This window comes from Streptomyces sp. JNUCC 64, assembly GCF_054484115.1.
The window spans coordinates 1,847,713-1,863,238 of sequence record NZ_CM137015.1; the positions used below are offsets into that span (position 1 = coordinate 1,847,713).

A 15,526-nucleotide genomic window follows, 5' to 3' on the forward strand; every position below is an offset into this window, starting at 1 on the left:
GTCTCCCCGAGTGGCCCGAATGGAGTACTGTTGCGAGCCCTGGGTACCGGTCTTCCTGAGGGATGCCCGGAGCCGTCCAGACCATCCGGGAGGGAACGCGTTGCACAGGGCGACCATTACGGTCACTTAGCGTTGCGAACGAGTACCGTGCCCTCGTGGCACTCCCGGGCCCCCCGCCCGACACGCCGGGCAACCCGGCAAGGTTGTGGCAGGCTGCACCCGGGCAGGCCACACTCGACTAGCGGAAGCAGCGACGCACGTGACGTCGGCAGGCACCACCCGGGAGGTCCCCATGCCGGAACTGCGTGTCGTGGCCGTCTCGAATGACGGCACACGGCTGGTGCTCAAGGCTGCGGACAGCACGGAGTACACGCTTGCCATCGACGAGCGGCTGCGTGCCGCCGTCCGCGGTGACCGCCCCCGCCTCGGCCAGATCGAGATCGAGGTGGAGAGCCACCTCAGGCCCCGTGACATCCAGGCCCGGATACGAGCCGGTGCCAGCGCCGAGGAGGTCGCCCAGCTCGCGGGCATCCCCGTCGACCGCGTCCGCCGCTTCGAGGGCCCCGTACTGGCCGAGCGCGCCTTCATGGCCGAGCGTGCCCGGAAGACGCCCGTCCGCCGCCCCGGCGAGAACGCGGGCCCCCAGCTCGGCGAGGCCGTCCAGGAACGGCTGGTGCTGCGCGGCGCCGAGAAGGACAGCGTGCAGTGGGACTCCTGGCGCCGCGACGACGGCACCTGGGAGGTCCTGCTCGTCTATCTGGTCGCCGGTGAACCGCACTCCGCGAGCTGGACGTACGACCCGCCGCGCCGACTCGTCCAGGCCGTGGACGACGAGGCCCGCTCCCTGATCGGCGAGTCCGGTGAGACGGGCGCGCCCGAACCGAGCTTCCCGTTCGTGCCGCGCATCGCCCGGCTGCCCCGGGACCGGTCGACGGAACGGGCCGCCCTGCCGCCCGCCGAGTCCGACGAGTCCGGTGAGGGACGCGACTCCCTGACGAGCCTCTTGGAAGCGGTGCCCAGCTTCCGGGGCGACCTGGTGGTGCCCGAACGCGGGCTCTCCCCGGATCCCTCCGACGACGAGCCCGAGACGGAGTCCGAGGTCGAGGAGCCTCCGGCGCCCGCCGCCTCGGCCGGTGCCGGGTCCGCCTACGCCGACGTCCTGATGCCGCGCTCGGTCGGCAGCCACCGCGACCGGCTGGTGGGCGCGACCGACCGGCAGGCCGAGGCCGACGGGGTCCGCCCCGGCCGCCGAGCGGCGGTGCCCAGCTGGGACGAGATCGTCTTCGGCACCCGCCGCAAGAAGCAGGACTGACCGGACGTCCGGCGCGGCGGGACCGCGTCGGGCGTCGCTCCTCCCCCACCGGCCTCGTCCGTTCCGGTGCCCCCTGTACCGGAAGCACGACGACGCCCCCTGCCCGGGGTGCTCCCCGGCCGGACTCCCCCCGTGCGCGCCGCGCGTCCGGACGCGTCATCGAGACCCCTACGCCCGGGGCCACAGCGGCGACGGACACGGGACCGTAGCCGGGACGGGTTCGTTCCCGTACCCGGCCGGTCCCCCGTCCGTCCCCCTGGAAGTGGTCGGTGCCGGTCCTCCGCTTGAGGGCCTAAGCCGGTTCGGGGCCCGTCGCCACCGGGCGGGCGGGGTCCGCGCTCCACTCCGACCAGGACCCCACGTACAGGGCGGCCTGGACGCCCGTGACCGCGAGGGCCAGCACCTGGTGCGCGCCCGACACCCCGGAACCGCAGTACACCCCCACCGGGGACGTGCCGTCGGCGCCCAGTGCGGCGAACCGGTCGGTCAGCTCACCGGCCGGGCGGAACCGTCCGCCCTCGATGACGTTCTCGCTGGTCGGGGCGGAGACCGCGCCCGGGATGTGGCCGCCGACCGGGTCGATCGGCTCGACCTCGCCCCGGTAGCGCTCCCCCGCCCGGGCGTCCAGCAGCAGCCCGGAGCGGGCGAGTTCGGCGGCCCCGTCCGCGTCCAGCAGCGGCACCCCGCCCGGGACCGGGACGAAGGTGCCCGGCTCCGGAGCGGGCACCGCCGACTCCAACGGGCCGTCCCAGTGGGCGAGTCCGCCGTCCAGCACCCGTACCGAGGGGTGCCCCGTCCAGCGCAGCAGCCACCAGGCGCGGGCCGCCGCCCAGCCCTGGCCGCCGTCGTAGACCACGACGTCCCGGTCGGCCGAGACCCCGGCCGACCGCATCACCGCGCCGAACTCCTCGACGTCCGGCAGCGGATGGCGTCCGGCCCGGCCCGCGGGTCCCGCGAGTTCGGCGTCCAGGTCGACGAAGACGGCACCGGGCAGATGGGCTTCCTCGTAGGCGTCCCGCAGCCGGGGGCCGCCGAGCTGCCAGCGGACGTCGAGGAGGACCGGCGGAGTGGGTCCGGCCAGGTCCCGCGCGAGTCGGGACGCGGAGATGATGGCGTTCATGCCCCCATCCTGGCGTACGGACCGGCCCGTGTGGTCCGTCCCGGCCCCGGCTTGGCCGGGCACACGCTGTACGCCCCTCCGCACCCGGTGTACAAAAGATCAGCATCGATCGCGCGGGGCGTGACGATGACCGAGGACTTCGCTCACTGATCGCTGGGTGGCCACCAGCAGACGGAGGAGACACCGACCATGACCGAGGCACGGCAGGAAGCCGGCCGACGGGACGGCGCGGAGCGGACCACGCGGACCACGGGCACCCCCTGCTGGGTGAGCCTGCGGACGCACGGGACGACCGCGACCCAGGACTTCTACCACGCGCTGTTCGGCTGGGAGTTCCGGCCGGGGACGCGGCCCGACGGCTCCGTGCGGGCCCTGCTCGACGGACGGGAGGTCGCCGGGATCGGCCCGTCACCGGGTCACCGGCGCCTCGCACCGGCCTGGACGCCCCAGCTGTCCTGCGGTGCCGTGGACGCCACCGCCGACCGGGTGCGCCACTGCGGCGGCACGGTGGCGGTGGGCCCGCTGGAGACCGTGGACGACGGACGGCTGGCCATCGCCGCAGATCCGGGCGGCGCCGTCTTCGGGATCGGACCCGGCGCGCCCGGCGGCACCGCCGCCACCGGGGTGCCCGGGACACCGGTCTGGCACGCGCTGCGCTCCCCCGACCCCGTCGGGGTGGCCGCCTTCTACGGCTACGTCTTCGGGCTGACCGCCGTGCCCTGTGACGGCGGCGGTCCCGACGCGCTGACGCTGCTGGCGGACGGGACGCCCGTGGCGGAACTGACCGGAACGGACGAGGCGGCGCGTGGACGGGGCGCCCACTGGCTGACGTACTTCGCCGTCGGGGACGTGGACGCGTCGGTCCACCGGATCACGGCGCTGGGCGGACGGGTGCTCGCGCCGCCGGCGGACGGGGCGCGGGGCCGGTCGGCGACCGTCACCGATCCCGACGGCGCCGTGTTCGGGCTGCTCGCCCGGGGCTGAGGGCTCCTCCGGGCCGTCCCTCCGCGCGGGGCGGACGGCCCGGGGCTGCGGCCGGTCAGCCGCCGGGCGGGCCGTCCTGGGTGTCCACGGGCAGCACGTCCGGGGAGAGGGCACCCGCGCGGGCGGTGGCCGCGGTCATCAGACGGCGGTGGTGACGACGGCACAGCACCTCGTAACCGACCTCGTCGGCGGCCTGGTTGACGTCACCGACCACCACCTGGGCCCCCTCCAGCACCATCCGTCCCCCTATGGTGCGCGCGTTGTGGGTGGCCCGCGCCCCGCACCAGCACAGGGCCTCCACCTGGAGCACCTCCACCCGGTCGGCCAGCTCCACCAGACGCTGCGAACCGGGGAACAGCTTGGAACGGAAGTCGGTGGTGATGCCGAAGGCGTAGACGTCGACCCGCAGATCGTCCACCACGCGCGCGAGCTGGTCGATCTGTTCCGGGGAGAGGAACTGCGCCTCGTCCGCGATGACGTAGTCCGCCCGACGGCCCTGGGAGAGCACGCCGACGAGATAGGCGTAGAGGTCCAGGTCCCCGGCCACCTCCACCGCGTCGGTGACCAGGCCCAGCCGGGAGGACAGCTTCCCCTCGCCCGCGCGGTCGTTGCGGGTGAAGATCAGGCCCTGGAGTCCGCGCGCCGACCGGTTGTGCTCGATCTGGAGCGCCAGGGTGCTCTTTCCGCAGTCCATGGTTCCGCTGAAGAACACCAGCTCGGGCATGGGGAGGTGAGCACCTTTCGGAGGCGGGGCGCACGGCGGGCCGGGGCGTGACGGCGTCACCGGGGAGCGGGGGGAACGGGGCGGGGGAAGGACCGGCCCTCAGGAGCGTACTTCGAGGAGGGGGACGAGCTGTTCGGCAGGGGTCATGGAGCCGTGGTTGCCGATGAGCAGCGACTCCTTGGGCTCCCGCTCGCTGGCGATGATGAGGACGTCGTCCCGGGCCGCGGCCACCACGTCGCCGATGCGGCCGTGGACCCGGGGGTCCACGGAGGGGCCGAACCATCCGGCGGCGATGGCCTCATCGCGTCCGGCGACCCAGAACTGCTCCCCCAGCACCTCCCGCCACACGGTCAGCACGTCGGACTCGGCACCGGGGACGGCGTAGACGTGCCGGGCGCGGCCCTCGCCGCCCAGCAGGGCGACCCCGGCGCGCAGCTCCCAGTCCTCGTCGACGTCGAAGCGGTGCTCGGGGTCGAGCGGGACGTCCACCATGCCGTGGTCGGCGGTGATGTACAGGGCGCTGCGCGGCGGCAGTTGCTCCGCCAGCCGCTGGACCAGCCGGTCGACGTAGGAGAGCTGGCCGCGCCAGGCGTCCGAGTCCACTCCGTGGCGGTGGCCGTTGCCGTCCACCTCGGAGTAGTACGTGTAGACCAGGGAGCGGTCCCCGGCGGCGAGCTGTTCGGCGGCGAGGTCCATCCGGTCCTCGCCGGAGTGCCGCCCGTGGAAGGTGCCTCCGCTGAGGGCGACCTGGGTGAGCGGGGTGTTCTGGAACTGGGGGGAGGACACCTGCGCGGTGTGCACGCCCGCGGCGTGGGCGCGCTGGAAGACCGTCGGATGGGGCTGCCAGTCGTGCGGCGGGGTCCAGGGGTACCAGCGGAGCTGGTTCATCAGCTCGCCGGTGCCGGGGTTGCGCACCGCGTAGCCGGGCAGACCGTGCTGGCCGGGCGGCAGTCCGGTGCCCACCGAGGCCAGCGAGGTGGCGGTGGTGGCCGGGTAGCCGGTGGTCAGGGGGCGTCCGGTGCCGCCGAGGGAGCTCTCGATCAGGGAGGTCATGAACGGCGCGTACTCGGGGTGGGCCCGCAGTTGCTCCCAGCCGAGGCCGTCGATGAGGAAGACGCAGTTGCGGTCGGCGGGGGTCAGCTCCGGCAGGGTGCCGGTCGTCCCGGGGACTCCCATGCCCGCGGCGAGCGTGGGCAGCAGATCGGCGAGCGAGCCCGAGCCGTAGGCGGGCACGGGGGCGGAGGCGACGGAGAGGGGCTCCACCGCGTCCCAGGCGGACTGGGTCATCAGCGGCCGGTCTCCACGGTCGCCTCGGAGAGGGCCTGGGCGAAGGCGAGCGTCTGCCGGACGGCGTCGAGGCCGTCACCGGCCTCGCTGACCCGCAGGCTGAGGTCGTCGGCGGTGGTGCTGCCGGTGTAGCCGTGGTCGGCCTCGCAGTTGGGGTCGCCGCAGGCGGCCGGTTCGAGGTCGATCCGGGAGACGGCGCCCCAGCCGATGGTGAGCACCACCTCGCGGGGCAGGGTGCCCTGGGTGTACGCCTCCGGGTTGGCGACGACCCGGCTGACCACGACGGAGGAGATGCGGTCCAGCTTCACGGACTCCGTGGAGGTGGTCGCGAAGGGCGTCGGGGAGGTGCCGTCGGCGGCCTGCTCGTCGGTGTGGCTGACGATGAAGCGGGTGCCGGTGAGGACGAGCACGGTGACGTGCCTGCGGACCTCGTTGGCGTCGAAGGTGGTCTCCTGGTGGACCAGGTACGAGCCGATCGGCTCGCCGCCGACCGCGGCCTCGACCGCCTCGGCCACCAGAGCCGGGTAGTAGCCGCTGCGCTCGATCGCCGTGCGCAGCCCCTGGGTCGTCGTACTGGTCTTGGCCATGGCGCCCATCCTACGGCCCCCGCACGTGCCGCAGGTGACGCACGAGGTGACCTGGTGGGCGGGAGTGGGCGGGGCCACACATGGGAAAGGTTCACGCCAGGGGTGAGCGACCGTTCCCCCCGCCCCCGGCACGGCCGTGGCGGCCGGGGCGGGTGCGGCTCGTGGGGCTCCCGGGCGCGGCCCTCGGACGGCCCCGGGGCGGGTGCGGGCCCCGGGCTCGGGCTCGGGCTCGGGCTCGGGAGACGGTCTCAGTAGGCGGGCAGGGTGCGCGGTCCCAGGTCGTCGCGGGCGGGCGGGCGGGCCAGCCGGACCGAGGCTCCCAGCACCGACAGCCCGTACTCGGCCACCACGACCGGCTCCAGGGCGATGCCGACGACCTCGGGGTGCTCGTCCACCAGCAGGGAGACCCTCAGCAGCAGCTCTTCGAGGGCGGCGGTGTCGGCGGGGGCCGAACCGCGCCAGCCGAAGAGCACGGGGGCGGTGCGGATGGCCCGCACCACCGACCGCGCGTCCCGGTCGGTGACCGGGATCAGCCGGTGCGCGGTGTCGCCGAGCAGTTCGGAGGCGGCCCCGGCGAGCCCGAAGGAGAGCACCGCGCCGACGACCGGGTCGATCACGGTCCGGACGACGGTGTCCACGCCGCGCGGGGCCATCGCCTGGACCACGGGGCGCAGTCCCGGCGGGGTGCCGAAGGAGTCGGTGAGTTCGCCGTAGGCGCGGCGCAGCTGGTCCTCGTCGGCCAGGTCGAGGCGGACGCCGCCCAGGTCGGCGCGGTGGCGCAGATGCGGGGCGGTGGCCTTGAGCGCGACCGGGTAGCCGAGCAGCTGGGCGGCGGCGACCGCCTCGTCCGGGTCGGCGGCGGGGAGCGTGGCGTGCACGGTGATCCCGTAGCGGGCGAGCAGGGTGCGGGCCCGGTCGTCGGGGAGGGCGAAGCCGCGCGGGTCGTCGTCGGGGGCGGCGTCCAGGAGGCCCTCGATCAGCTCGGCCGCGCCGGGCCCGTCCACGTCCTCGAACTCGGGCACCCGTCCGGGGTCGGCGGCCTCGCGGCGCCAGCGGGCGTAGCGGACCGCCTCCCCGAGCGCCCGCACCGCCCGTTCGGTGGCGGGGTAGGCGGGGATGCCCGCGACGGCGGGGGGCTGGGGGCTCGGAGCGGTCGGAGCGGTCGGAGCGGTCGGGGTGCCGGGAGTCGCTGGAGCGCCGGGAGCGGCCGGGGTGCCGCTCAGGGCCGGGGCGTCGGGTGGGGACGGGGGGCTCGTGGGGGTGTGAGGGGTGCCCGAGGCGCTCGGGGAGCCCGGTATGGCGGGAGCGGCTGGGATGCTTGGGGCGACTGGAGCGGCTGAGGTGCTGGGGGAACCTGAGGCGCTTGGAGCGTCGGAGGCGCCCGGGGTGTCCGACGGGCCCGGGGTGTCCAGGGTGCCCGGGGCGTCGGGGGCGCTCGGGGTGCCTGGGGTGCTCGGGGTGCCTGGGGCGCTCGGGGTGTCCGAGGCTCCCAGGGCTGTCTGGGCTCCCGGGGCGGGGATCGCCGTGGGGGGCGCGGGCGGCTGGCCGTCGGCGGGGCGGGGGGCGGTGACGGTGGCCGCCGCCAGGGCCTCGGCCAGTCCGCCCAGCTCCACATGGGCGACGGCGACCGGCTTGGCGGGCCGGGTGGCCGCGGCGGCCCGCAGGGCGGCGGCCAGCTCCTCGTCGGAGCCGCCGCCCTCGCCGACCCGGGGGATGGCGGTGACGATCACCGCGTCGCACTCCGGGTCGGCGAGCGCCCGGACCAGCGCCTCCTGGAACTCCGCCGGGCTGGCGGCGGTGCCGAGGTCGAGCGGGCCCAGGGGGCGCAGTCCCTCGGAGAGGCAGGCGTCGTAGGTGAGCAGGCCCAGCGACTCGGAGTTGCCGAGGATCGCGACCCGGGGCCCGGCGGGCAGGGGCTGGCCCGCGAGCATCAGACCGACGTCCACCAGTTCGGTGATGGTGTCGACCCGGACCACCCCGGCCTGGCGCAGCAGGTCCGCGACGGTGGCGTGCGGCAGCCGGGTGGCCGGGACCGCGTGCCCCAGCGGGGAGACCCCCCGGTGGCGGGCGCCCTGCACCACGACCAGCGGTTTGACGGCGGCGGTGCGGCGGGCGAGCCGGGCGAACTTGCGGGGGTTGCCGATCGACTCCAGGTACATGAGGGCGATGTCGGTGTCGGGGTCGTCGTACCAGTACTGGAGGACGTCGTTGCCGGAGACGTCCGCCCGGTTGCCCGCCGAGACGAAGGTGGAGATCCCGGTCACCCCGGGGCCGCCGGTCACCCCGCCGCCCCGGCGGTGCAGCCGGGAGAGCAGGGCGATGCCGATCGCTCCGGACTGGGCGAACATGCCGATCCGGCCGGGGCGAGGGGCCTCGGGGGCGAGCGAGGCGTTGAGCCGGGTGGCCGGGGAGGTGTTGATGATCCCGAAGGCGTTGGGGCCGATGAGGCGCATCCCGTGGGAGCGCGCCTGGCGGACCAGTTCGCGCTGGCGCTCGCGGCCCTCCTCGCCCCGGTCGGCGTATCCGGCGGAGACGACGACGAGTCCCTGGACCCCGTGCGCCCCGCACTCCTCGACGACCTCGGGCACCCGCTCGGCCGGGACCGCGACCACGGCGAGGTCGACGTCCGCCCCGATGCCGGCCACCGACCGGTGGGCGGGCACGGCGCCCAGGGCCTTGAGGTCCTCGGGGAACGCGTGGTTCACGGCGTAGAGGTCGCCGGTGAACCCGGCGGTCACCAGGTTGTCGAGGACCGCGCGGCCGACCCCGCCCGGGGCCCGGCCCACCCCGATCACGGCCACCGAGCCGGGGCGCAGCAGCCGCTGGACGGAGCGGGCCTCGGCGCGCTGTTCACGGGCGCGCTGCACGGCGACCGACGCCTCGGTGGGCTCGATGGCGAACTCCAGCCGGACGACGCCGTCCTCGAAGCTGCGCTTCTGGCGGTACCCGGCGTCCGTGAACACCTTGATCATCTTGGTGTTGGCGGGGAGGACCTCGGCGGCGAAGCGCCGGATGTCGCGTTCCCGGGCCACGGCGGCTATGTGTTCGAGGAGGGCGGAGGCGACGCCCCGGCCCTGGTGGGCGTCCTCCACCAGGAAGGCCACCTCGGCCTCGTCGGCGGGGACGGACGCGGACCGGCCGTGGGTGTCGATGCGGTCGTAGCGCACGGTGGCGATGAACTCGTCGCCGATCGTGGCGGCGAGTCCGACCCGGTCCACGAAGTCGTGGTGGGTGAAGCGGTGGACGTCCTTGTCGGAGAGCTTCGGGTACGGGGCGAAGAAGCGGTAGTACTTCGACTCGTCCGAGACCCGCTCGTAGAAGCTGACCAGCCGGTCGGCGTCCTCGGTGGTGATGGGCCTGATGTGCGCGGTGCCACCGTCGCGCAGCACCACGTCGGCTTCCCAGTGGGAGGGGTAGTCGTGCCGGTCCGGCGGGGTCTGCATGGGGCCAGCGTACGGGTCGCGGTCCGGGCGGGCGCGGGGCAGGCTGGGACGGCGTCCGGGGCGGTCCGGGCCCCGGGCCGGGGGCGGTCGCGGGCGCGCGGGCGGCTCCCCGGGTTCCCCTGGATCCCGGGGAACGGGGGCCTCCCCTGTGGGACACTGGTCTAGACAACCAAACAGCGCCATACCACTGCAGAACACCCGAAGGGCAGCATCACATGGCAGAGCGACGCGTCAACGTCGGTTGGGCCGAGGGGCTTCACGCCCGCCCCGCCTCCATCTTCGTCCGGGCCGCCTCGGCGACCGGCGTCCCCGTGACGATCGCCAAGGGCGGCGCCGACCCGGTCAACGCGGCCTCGATGCTCGCGGTGCTCGGGCTCGGCGCGCACGGCGGCGAGGAGGTCGTCCTCGCCTCCGACGCGGAGGGCGCGGACGCGGCGCTGGACCGGCTGGCGAAGCTGGTGGCCGAGGGGCTGGAGGAGCTTCCCGAGACCGTGTGAGCGCGGTGACCCCGCGCGTGCCCGGTGACCCTGTGGGGGGGGGACGGGCACCCTCGGGACGAGCGCCCTCGGGACGAGCGACATCCGGGCGTCCGGCGTGCGGGCCGGTACCGCCCTTCCCTTTCTCACCCACTCCACTCCACCCCACCGGCCGGTGAAATCCGGAGCGGAACGTGAATTCCCCGTACGCGACGCGTCCCTCGCTCGGAACAGCGCATCGCCTTCCCCGTGGGAATGGGCGGGAGCGACGGAATAAACCCCGGCGGGATAGACCACGGATACCGCGCACCGCTGAAATCCACACCACCGCCAGATATCCCGGTGGATTCCCTTCCCCTTTGTATACGGCCCTTCTGTTACCGGGAGGGGCTCCCCGTGTTGACGGAATGTTTCGAACCCGTCGGACCGGCCGGATCCACCGGACCGGCTCAATGCGCGGGATCCGCCGAACCCCTCGCCCCCACCGGCCTCAGGGCCCCCGCCGCACCCGTCCGGCCCGCCGGACGTTCCGGGGCCCACTCCCCGGCCGGGCGCGGGACCCGGCGACGGTGCGCCGCGATGCCGCGTTCGGTGTGCTCGGCCATCAGCGCTCCGGCCCGCCGGGCGTCCCCCCGGGCCACCGCGTCGACGATCAGCCCGTGCTCCGCCCACTCCTCGACGGGCCGCGCCGCCGGTTCGACCGTGTACATCCAGGCTGTCTTGTGCCGGAGGCGGGTGAGCATGGAGGCCAGGTCCTGACTGCCGGACGCCTGGTCCAGCGTCTCGTGGAACCAGGAGCCCAGGGAGCGCAGCTCGTCCGCCGTGCCGTTCTCGGCGCGCTCCCGCCCCAGCCGCACCAGACCGCTCAGCACCTTCAGATGGGCCTCGGTGCGCCGCTCGGCGGCGCGGGACGCCCCGAGGGGCTCCAGGAGGCGACGGACGTCCAGCAGATCGGCGGCCTCGCGGTCGGTCGGCTCCGCGACGCAGGCGCCCGCGTGCCGCCGGGTGACCACGAACCCCTCGGCCTCCAGAGTGCGCAGGGCCTCGCGCACCGGGACCCGGGAGACGCCGTAGCGGCGGGCCAGGACCTCCTCGGTGAGACGGCTCCCGCGCTCCAGGACCCCGCTCACGATGTCGTCCCGAATGGCCGTGCATACCGCGTGTGCGGGAATGCGCATGACCGGACCTCCGCTTTGTTCCCGCGAAACGCGGTCGATCGACATTGATCCGGCGACTCTATTGCAGGTCGCCGGGATTTCCGACCACCTTCCTGAATTCGATGGGATTTTCGGACAGTCTGCCGGAGTTGACGGGAAAGTCGTACGGATGTCCGGAGACGGCTTCCGGGCGGCGGCCTCCGGGAAGGCCGCCGGGAAACGCGAAAGCCCCGGCGGGCGGCCGGGGCTTTCGGTGCGCGTGGTGACGGCGGGGCGTCCCTGGTCCCGCACCGGCACTCGGCGGCGACGCGGTGGGGGCGCGTCGCCGGACACGGGCGGCGCGTCACGCGGACGCGCGCCGTGGGTGCCCCGGACTGGCGGGGCGGTGGCTCAGAGGCTGACGCCGTGCGAGCGGAGGTAGCTGACGGGGTCCAGGTCGGAACCGTACTCGGCGGTCGCCCGCGCCTCGAAGTGCAGGTGCGCGCCGGTGACGTTGCCGGTGGCCCCGGCGAGGCCGATCTGCTGGCCCGCGGTGACCTTCTGCCCCGCGGTGACGCCCAGGGAGACCAGGTGGGCGTACTGGGTGTAGGTGCCGTCGTGCATCTTGATGACGACGTTGTTGCCGTAGGCGCCGCCCCAGCCCGCCTCGATCACGGTGCCGTAGCCGACGGACCGCACGGGGGTGCCGGTGTCCGCGTGGAAGTCGATGCCGGTGTGGGTGCCGGAGGACCAGATGCCGCCGCCCGCGCCGTAGGAGGTGGAGACGTGGCTCCCGTCGATCGGGCTCACATAGGTGTTCAGCCGCTTGCGCTCGGCCTCGCGGGCGGCGCGCTCCCGGGCCTCGCGCTCCTTGGCGGCCTCGGCCTCGGCCCGGCGCTTCATCTCGGCGGCCCGCTGCTTGGCCTCGGCCTCCGCCAGTTCCAGGGCGGCGGCCTCGTCGGCGGCGATCTGCTGGGCCGCGGCCTGCGCGTCGATCTCCTCGGCGACCACGTCGCCGATGGAGACCGTCTTGGTGAGGCCGGTGTCCTCCAGCGAGGGCTCTTCCGAGGCCAGGGCCGGGGAGGCGAGGGTGCCGATGACTCCGGTGGTGGTGAGGGTGGCGACGCCGGCGACGTTCGCGGTGGTCCGCGAGACGCGCGTGGGGCGGCGGTGCTTCCCGGTGGCGCGGGTGAACGCCATGAAGTGGTCGGTCCTTTCCTTCCTTCTCGCCTACCGGGTTAGCTGACGGGTTCGGAGCAGGAAGGTCTCCTACGGGCCCCCTCCGCGTGAGCGGCGGGCGTCCGATTCACCCCAGGGACGACACGGGTCCCCGGCTCCCCTGACTCGCGCCACGGGGACTCGGCGATGACCGCCCGGTGCCGCGGCTGCGGCGTACCGCACGACGGACAGTCGCCCTGACGCTAAGCGGAAGATCTTTCGTACGACAAACGGAACGGCTCGTTTGTTGCGCATGCCACACCCCGGACCGCAACGTCCCCGGCTTTCGGGACATCAGGGAACGGACCCGTCGGACGGTTCCCCTGACGGACCGTGGACCGGCCGCCCGGCCAACGGGTCGTCGGCCCGCCCGCGGACCGGCCCGGACCCACCGGCGGCGCGCCCGTGGACCGTGCCCGACGCGCCGGTGGGCCGTCCCGTCGGACGACGGGACGGCCCACCGGAGGGGCTCCGGACGGCGGGTCAGCCGGTGACGACGGTGACCTCTCCGATGCCGAGCGCCCGGACGGGCTCCTCGATCCGCGACGCGTCACCCACCAGGACCGTCACCAGCCGGTCCACCGGGAAGGCGTTCACGACGGCGGCGGTGGCCTCCACCGTGCCGGTGGCCGCCAGCAGCTGGTAGAGCTGCCCCTGGTAGTCGTCGGGCAGTTCCTGCTCGACCTGGTCGGCCAGGGTGCCCGCGACGGCCGCCGCGGTCTCGAACTTCAGCGGGGCGACGCCCACCAGGTTCTGCACGGCGACGTCCCGTTCGGCGTCCGTCAGGCCCTCCGCCGCGAGCGTGCGCAGCACCGTCCAGAGGTCTTCCAGAGCGGGCCCGGTGGACTCGGTGTCCACGGAGCCGGAGATGGCGAGCAGCGCGCCGCCCGTCCCCTGGGCCGTGGAGCGCAGCACCTGGGAGAAGGCCCGCACCCCGTAGGTGTAGCCCTTCTCCTCGCGCAGCACCCGGTCCAGCCGGGAGGTGAGGGTGCCGCCGAGGCAGTAGGCGCCCAGGACCTGGGCGGGCCACACCCGGTCGTGCCGGTCGCCGCCGACGCGGCCGATGAGCAGCTGCGTCTGGACGGCCCCGGGGCGGTCCACGATGACGACCCGCCCGGTGTCGTCGCCGGTCACCGGCGGCACCGCGCGGGGCTCGGCCGCGCCGCCCGTCCAGGTGCCCAGGGTGTCGGCGAGGGCCTCGTCCACGTCGACGCCGGTGAAGTCGCCCACGATGACCACCGTGGTGGTGGCGGGGCGCACGTGCCGCTCGTAGAAGGCGCGGACGGCCGCCGCGTCGATGGCGGCGACGGTCTCCTCGGTGCCCTGGCGGGGGCGGGACATCCGCACCTCCGCCGGGAACAGCCGCCGGTACAGCTCCTGGGCCGCGCGACGGCCGGGGCTGGCGAGCTCGTGGGGGATCTCGTCCAGCCGGTTGCGGACCAGGCGCTCGACCTCGCTGTCCTCGAAGGCCGGGGCGCGCAGGGCGTCCGCGAGCAGGGCGAGGGCCTTGGGCAGCCGGGAGGCGGGCACCTCCAGGGAGATCCGGACGCAGGGGTGGTCGGCGTGCGCGTCCAGGGTGGCGCCGCAGCGCTCCAGCTCGGCGGCGAACTCCTCCGCCGAGTGCTTGTCGGTGCCCTCGGAGAAGGCCCGCGCCATGATGGTGGCGATGCCGTCGAGCCCGGCCGGTTCGGCGTCCAGCGGGCTGTCGAGCAGCACCTCCACGGCGACGACCTGCTGGCCGGGGCGGTCGCTGCGCAGCACCGTGATCCCGTTGCCGAGGGTCTGGCGGGCGGGCTGCGGGAAGGCCCAGGGGCTGGCCTCGCCCGGCTGCGGCTGGGGGTGGAAGTCCATGGTCACGGTGGGTCCGGCCGCGGTCACTTGGCCGCCTCCTTGTTCACGTTCTGGTCGGCGTCGGCGTCCCCGTCGGATTCCGGGTGCTCCACCGGCTCGTAGACGAGCACCGCGCGGTTGTCGGGCCGCAGCCGCGCCGCGGCGACCTCCCGGACCTCCTCCGCGGTGACGTCCAGGACCCGCTGGACGGCCGTCAGGGCGAGCTGCGGGTCACCGAACAGGACCGCGTACCGGCACAGTTCGTCGGCGCGTCCGGCGACCGTGCCGAGCCGGTCCAGCCACTCGCGCTCCAGCTGGGCCTGGGCGCGCTCCATCTCCTCGGGCGTCGGGCCCTCCTGGGCGAAGCGGGCCAGCTCCTCGTCGACGGCGGCCTCGATGGCGGGCACCTCCACCCCGGCGGAGGTCTTCACGTCCAGCCAGCCGAGGGAAGGGGCGCCCGCCAGGCGCAGGAGTCCGAACCCGGCGCCCACGGCGGTGCGGTCCCGGCGGACCAGACGGTTGTAGAGGCGCGAGGACTCGCCGCCGCCGAGGACGGTGAGCGCCAGGTCGGCCGCGTCGCTCGCCCGGGTGCCGTCCTCCGGGAGCCGGTAGGCGGCCATCAGCGCGCGCGAGGGCACCTCCTCCTCGACGACCTCCCGCAGCTGCTCCCCGATGGTCTCGGGCAGCGCCCCGTCGCGCGGGGCGGGCTTGCCGTCGTGGGCCGGGATGGAGCCGAAGTACTTCTCGATCCAGGCGAGGGTGCGCTCCGGGTCGATGTCGCCGACCACGGACAGGACGGCGTTGTTGGGCGCGTAGTAGGTGCGGAAGAACTCCCGCGCGTCCTCCAGGGTCGCCGCGTCCAGGTCGGCCATCGAACCGATGGGCGTGTGGTGGTACGGGTGTCCGTCCGGGAAGGCGAGCGCGGTCAGCTTCTCGAACGCGGTCCCGTAGGGGACGTTGTCGTAGCGCTGGCGCCGCTCGTTCTTGACGACGTCCCGCTGGTTGTCGAGGGACTCCAGGTCGAGCGCGGAGAGCAGCGAGCCCATCCGGTCGGCCTCCAGCCACAGCGCCAGCTCCAGCTGGTGCGCGGGCATCGTCTCGAAGTAGTTGGTGCGCTCGAAGCTGGTGGTGCCGTTGAGGGAGCCGCCCGCCCCCTGCACCAGCTCGAAGTGGCCGTTGCCCTGGACCTGCTTCGAGCCCTGGAACATCAGGTGCTCGAAGAGGTGAGCCAGACCGGTGCGGCCCTTGACTTCGTGGCGGGAGCCGACGTCGTACCAGAGACAGACCGCGGCGACCGGGGTCAGGTGGTCCTCGGAGAGCACCACGCGCAGGCCGTTGGCCAGGCGGTGCTCTGTTGCTGTCAGGCCGCCGGAGCCGGCCTGCGTGGCCGTGTGACCCATGGGCATGTA

At 74.6% G+C, this 15,526-nt stretch carries 12 protein-coding genes and 1 riboswitch; of the genes, 3 read left to right on the forward strand and 9 right to left on the reverse strand.

The annotated features are described in order from the left end of the window. The first annotated feature begins 292 nt into the window (after positions 1-292). Complete coding sequence (sepH, locus tag ACVWNX_RS07195; protein WP_454413047.1) at positions 293-1,312, forward strand: septation protein SepH; 1,020 nt, start codon at positions 293-295, stop codon at positions 1,310-1,312. A gap of 292 nt (positions 1,313-1,604) precedes the next feature. Here sepH and ACVWNX_RS07200 read toward each other — a convergent pair whose 3' ends face one another. Further along, positions 1,605-2,432 carry a sulfurtransferase gene (locus tag ACVWNX_RS07200; protein ID WP_454413048.1) on the reverse strand — a complete coding sequence of 276 codons (828 nt, stop codon included), beginning with the start codon at positions 2,430-2,432 and terminating at the stop codon, positions 1,605-1,607. A gap of 189 nt (positions 2,433-2,621) precedes the next feature. Between ACVWNX_RS07200 and ACVWNX_RS07205 the strand changes: the two genes are divergently transcribed. Further along, the gene (locus ACVWNX_RS07205; protein WP_454413049.1) at positions 2,622-3,416 is read left to right on the forward strand and encodes a VOC family protein; all 795 of its coding nucleotides are present in this window, start codon (positions 2,622-2,624) and stop codon (positions 3,414-3,416) included. 55 nt (positions 3,417-3,471) lie between these two features. On the opposite strand, the gene ACVWNX_RS07210 is transcribed toward ACVWNX_RS07205, so the two are convergent. From ACVWNX_RS07210 to ACVWNX_RS07225, 4 genes are all read right to left on the reverse strand, one after another. Then, positions 3,472-4,140 carry a thymidine kinase gene (locus ACVWNX_RS07210; protein WP_454413050.1) on the reverse strand — a complete coding sequence of 223 codons (669 nt, stop codon included), beginning with the start codon at positions 4,138-4,140 and terminating at the stop codon, positions 3,472-3,474. 99 nt (positions 4,141-4,239) lie between these two features. Beyond that, entirely contained in the window at positions 4,240-5,427 is a 1,188-nt protein-coding gene (locus ACVWNX_RS07215; protein WP_454413051.1) for an alkaline phosphatase family protein, read from the reverse strand. After that, positions 5,427-6,014, reverse strand: coding sequence for a DUF5998 family protein (locus tag ACVWNX_RS07220; protein ID WP_454413052.1), 588 nt, complete (start codon positions 6,012-6,014; stop codon positions 5,427-5,429). Before ACVWNX_RS07220 ends, ACVWNX_RS07215 begins: the two co-directional genes overlap by 1 nt. A gap of 248 nt (positions 6,015-6,262) precedes the next feature. Then, complete coding sequence (locus tag ACVWNX_RS07225) at positions 6,263-9,457, reverse strand: bifunctional acetate--CoA ligase family protein/GNAT family N-acetyltransferase (protein WP_454413053.1); 3,195 nt, start codon at positions 9,455-9,457, stop codon at positions 6,263-6,265. A gap of 215 nt (positions 9,458-9,672) precedes the next feature. Here ACVWNX_RS07225 and ACVWNX_RS07230 point away from each other — a divergent pair, with 215 nt between their 5' ends. Continuing rightward, positions 9,673-9,954 (forward strand): HPr family phosphocarrier protein, encoded by a 282-nt coding sequence (locus tag ACVWNX_RS07230; RefSeq protein ID WP_454413054.1) that lies wholly within the window; start codon positions 9,673-9,675, stop codon positions 9,952-9,954. Positions 9,955-10,382: 428 nt separating this feature from the next. Here the strand turns inward: ACVWNX_RS07230 and ACVWNX_RS07235 are convergent, their stop codons facing one another. From ACVWNX_RS07235 to ACVWNX_RS07250, 4 genes are all read right to left on the reverse strand, one after another. After that, positions 10,383-11,111 carry a GntR family transcriptional regulator gene (locus ACVWNX_RS07235; protein WP_454413055.1) on the reverse strand — a complete coding sequence of 243 codons (729 nt, stop codon included), beginning with the start codon at positions 11,109-11,111 and terminating at the stop codon, positions 10,383-10,385. 369 nt (positions 11,112-11,480) lie between these two features. Beyond that, positions 11,481-12,269: a M23 family metallopeptidase gene (locus ACVWNX_RS07240; protein WP_454413056.1), complete on the reverse strand. Its 789-nt coding sequence runs from the start codon at positions 12,267-12,269 to the stop codon at positions 11,481-11,483. A 13-nt stretch (positions 12,270-12,282) separates the two neighbouring features. Next, positions 12,283-12,444: riboswitch (cyclic di-AMP (ydaO/yuaA leader) on the reverse strand. 326 nt (positions 12,445-12,770) lie between these two features. Then, complete coding sequence (locus ACVWNX_RS07245; RefSeq protein WP_454414664.1) at positions 12,771-14,138, reverse strand: M16 family metallopeptidase; 1,368 nt, start codon at positions 14,136-14,138, stop codon at positions 12,771-12,773. Between the two features lie 23 nt (positions 14,139-14,161). After that, positions 14,162-15,523: a M16 family metallopeptidase gene (locus ACVWNX_RS07250; protein ID WP_454413057.1), complete on the reverse strand. Its 1,362-nt coding sequence runs from the start codon at positions 15,521-15,523 to the stop codon at positions 14,162-14,164. Between the last annotated feature and the right edge of the window lie 3 nt (positions 15,524-15,526).

Coding starts and splice junctions, on each gene's coding strand:
- ACVWNX_RS07250 (WP_454413057.1), bottom strand. CDS start 15,523: ATGCCCATGGGTCACACGGCCACGCAGGCCGGCTCCGGCGGCCTGACA.
- ACVWNX_RS07245 (WP_454414664.1), bottom strand. CDS start 14,138: ATGGACTTCCACCCCCAGCCGCAGCCGGGCGAGGCCAGCCCCTGGGCC.
- ACVWNX_RS07215 (WP_454413051.1), bottom strand. CDS start 5,427: ATGACCCAGTCCGCCTGGGACGCGGTGGAGCCCCTCTCCGTCGCCTCC.
- ACVWNX_RS07200 (WP_454413048.1), bottom strand. CDS start 2,432: ATGAACGCCATCATCTCCGCGTCCCGACTCGCGCGGGACCTGGCCGGA.
- ACVWNX_RS07230 (WP_454413054.1), top strand. CDS start 9,673: ATGGCAGAGCGACGCGTCAACGTCGGTTGGGCCGAGGGGCTTCACGCC.
- ACVWNX_RS07210 (WP_454413050.1), bottom strand. CDS start 4,140: ATGCCCGAGCTGGTGTTCTTCAGCGGAACCATGGACTGCGGAAAGAGC.
- ACVWNX_RS07240 (WP_454413056.1), bottom strand. CDS start 12,269: ATGGCGTTCACCCGCGCCACCGGGAAGCACCGCCGCCCCACGCGCGTC.
- sepH (WP_454413047.1), top strand. CDS start 293: ATGCCGGAACTGCGTGTCGTGGCCGTCTCGAATGACGGCACACGGCTG.
- ACVWNX_RS07235 (WP_454413055.1), bottom strand. CDS start 11,111: ATGCGCATTCCCGCACACGCGGTATGCACGGCCATTCGGGACGACATC.
- ACVWNX_RS07225 (WP_454413053.1), bottom strand. CDS start 9,457: ATGCAGACCCCGCCGGACCGGCACGACTACCCCTCCCACTGGGAAGCC.
- ACVWNX_RS07220 (WP_454413052.1), bottom strand. CDS start 6,014: ATGGCCAAGACCAGTACGACGACCCAGGGGCTGCGCACGGCGATCGAG.
- ACVWNX_RS07205 (WP_454413049.1), top strand. CDS start 2,622: ATGACCGAGGCACGGCAGGAAGCCGGCCGACGGGACGGCGCGGAGCGG.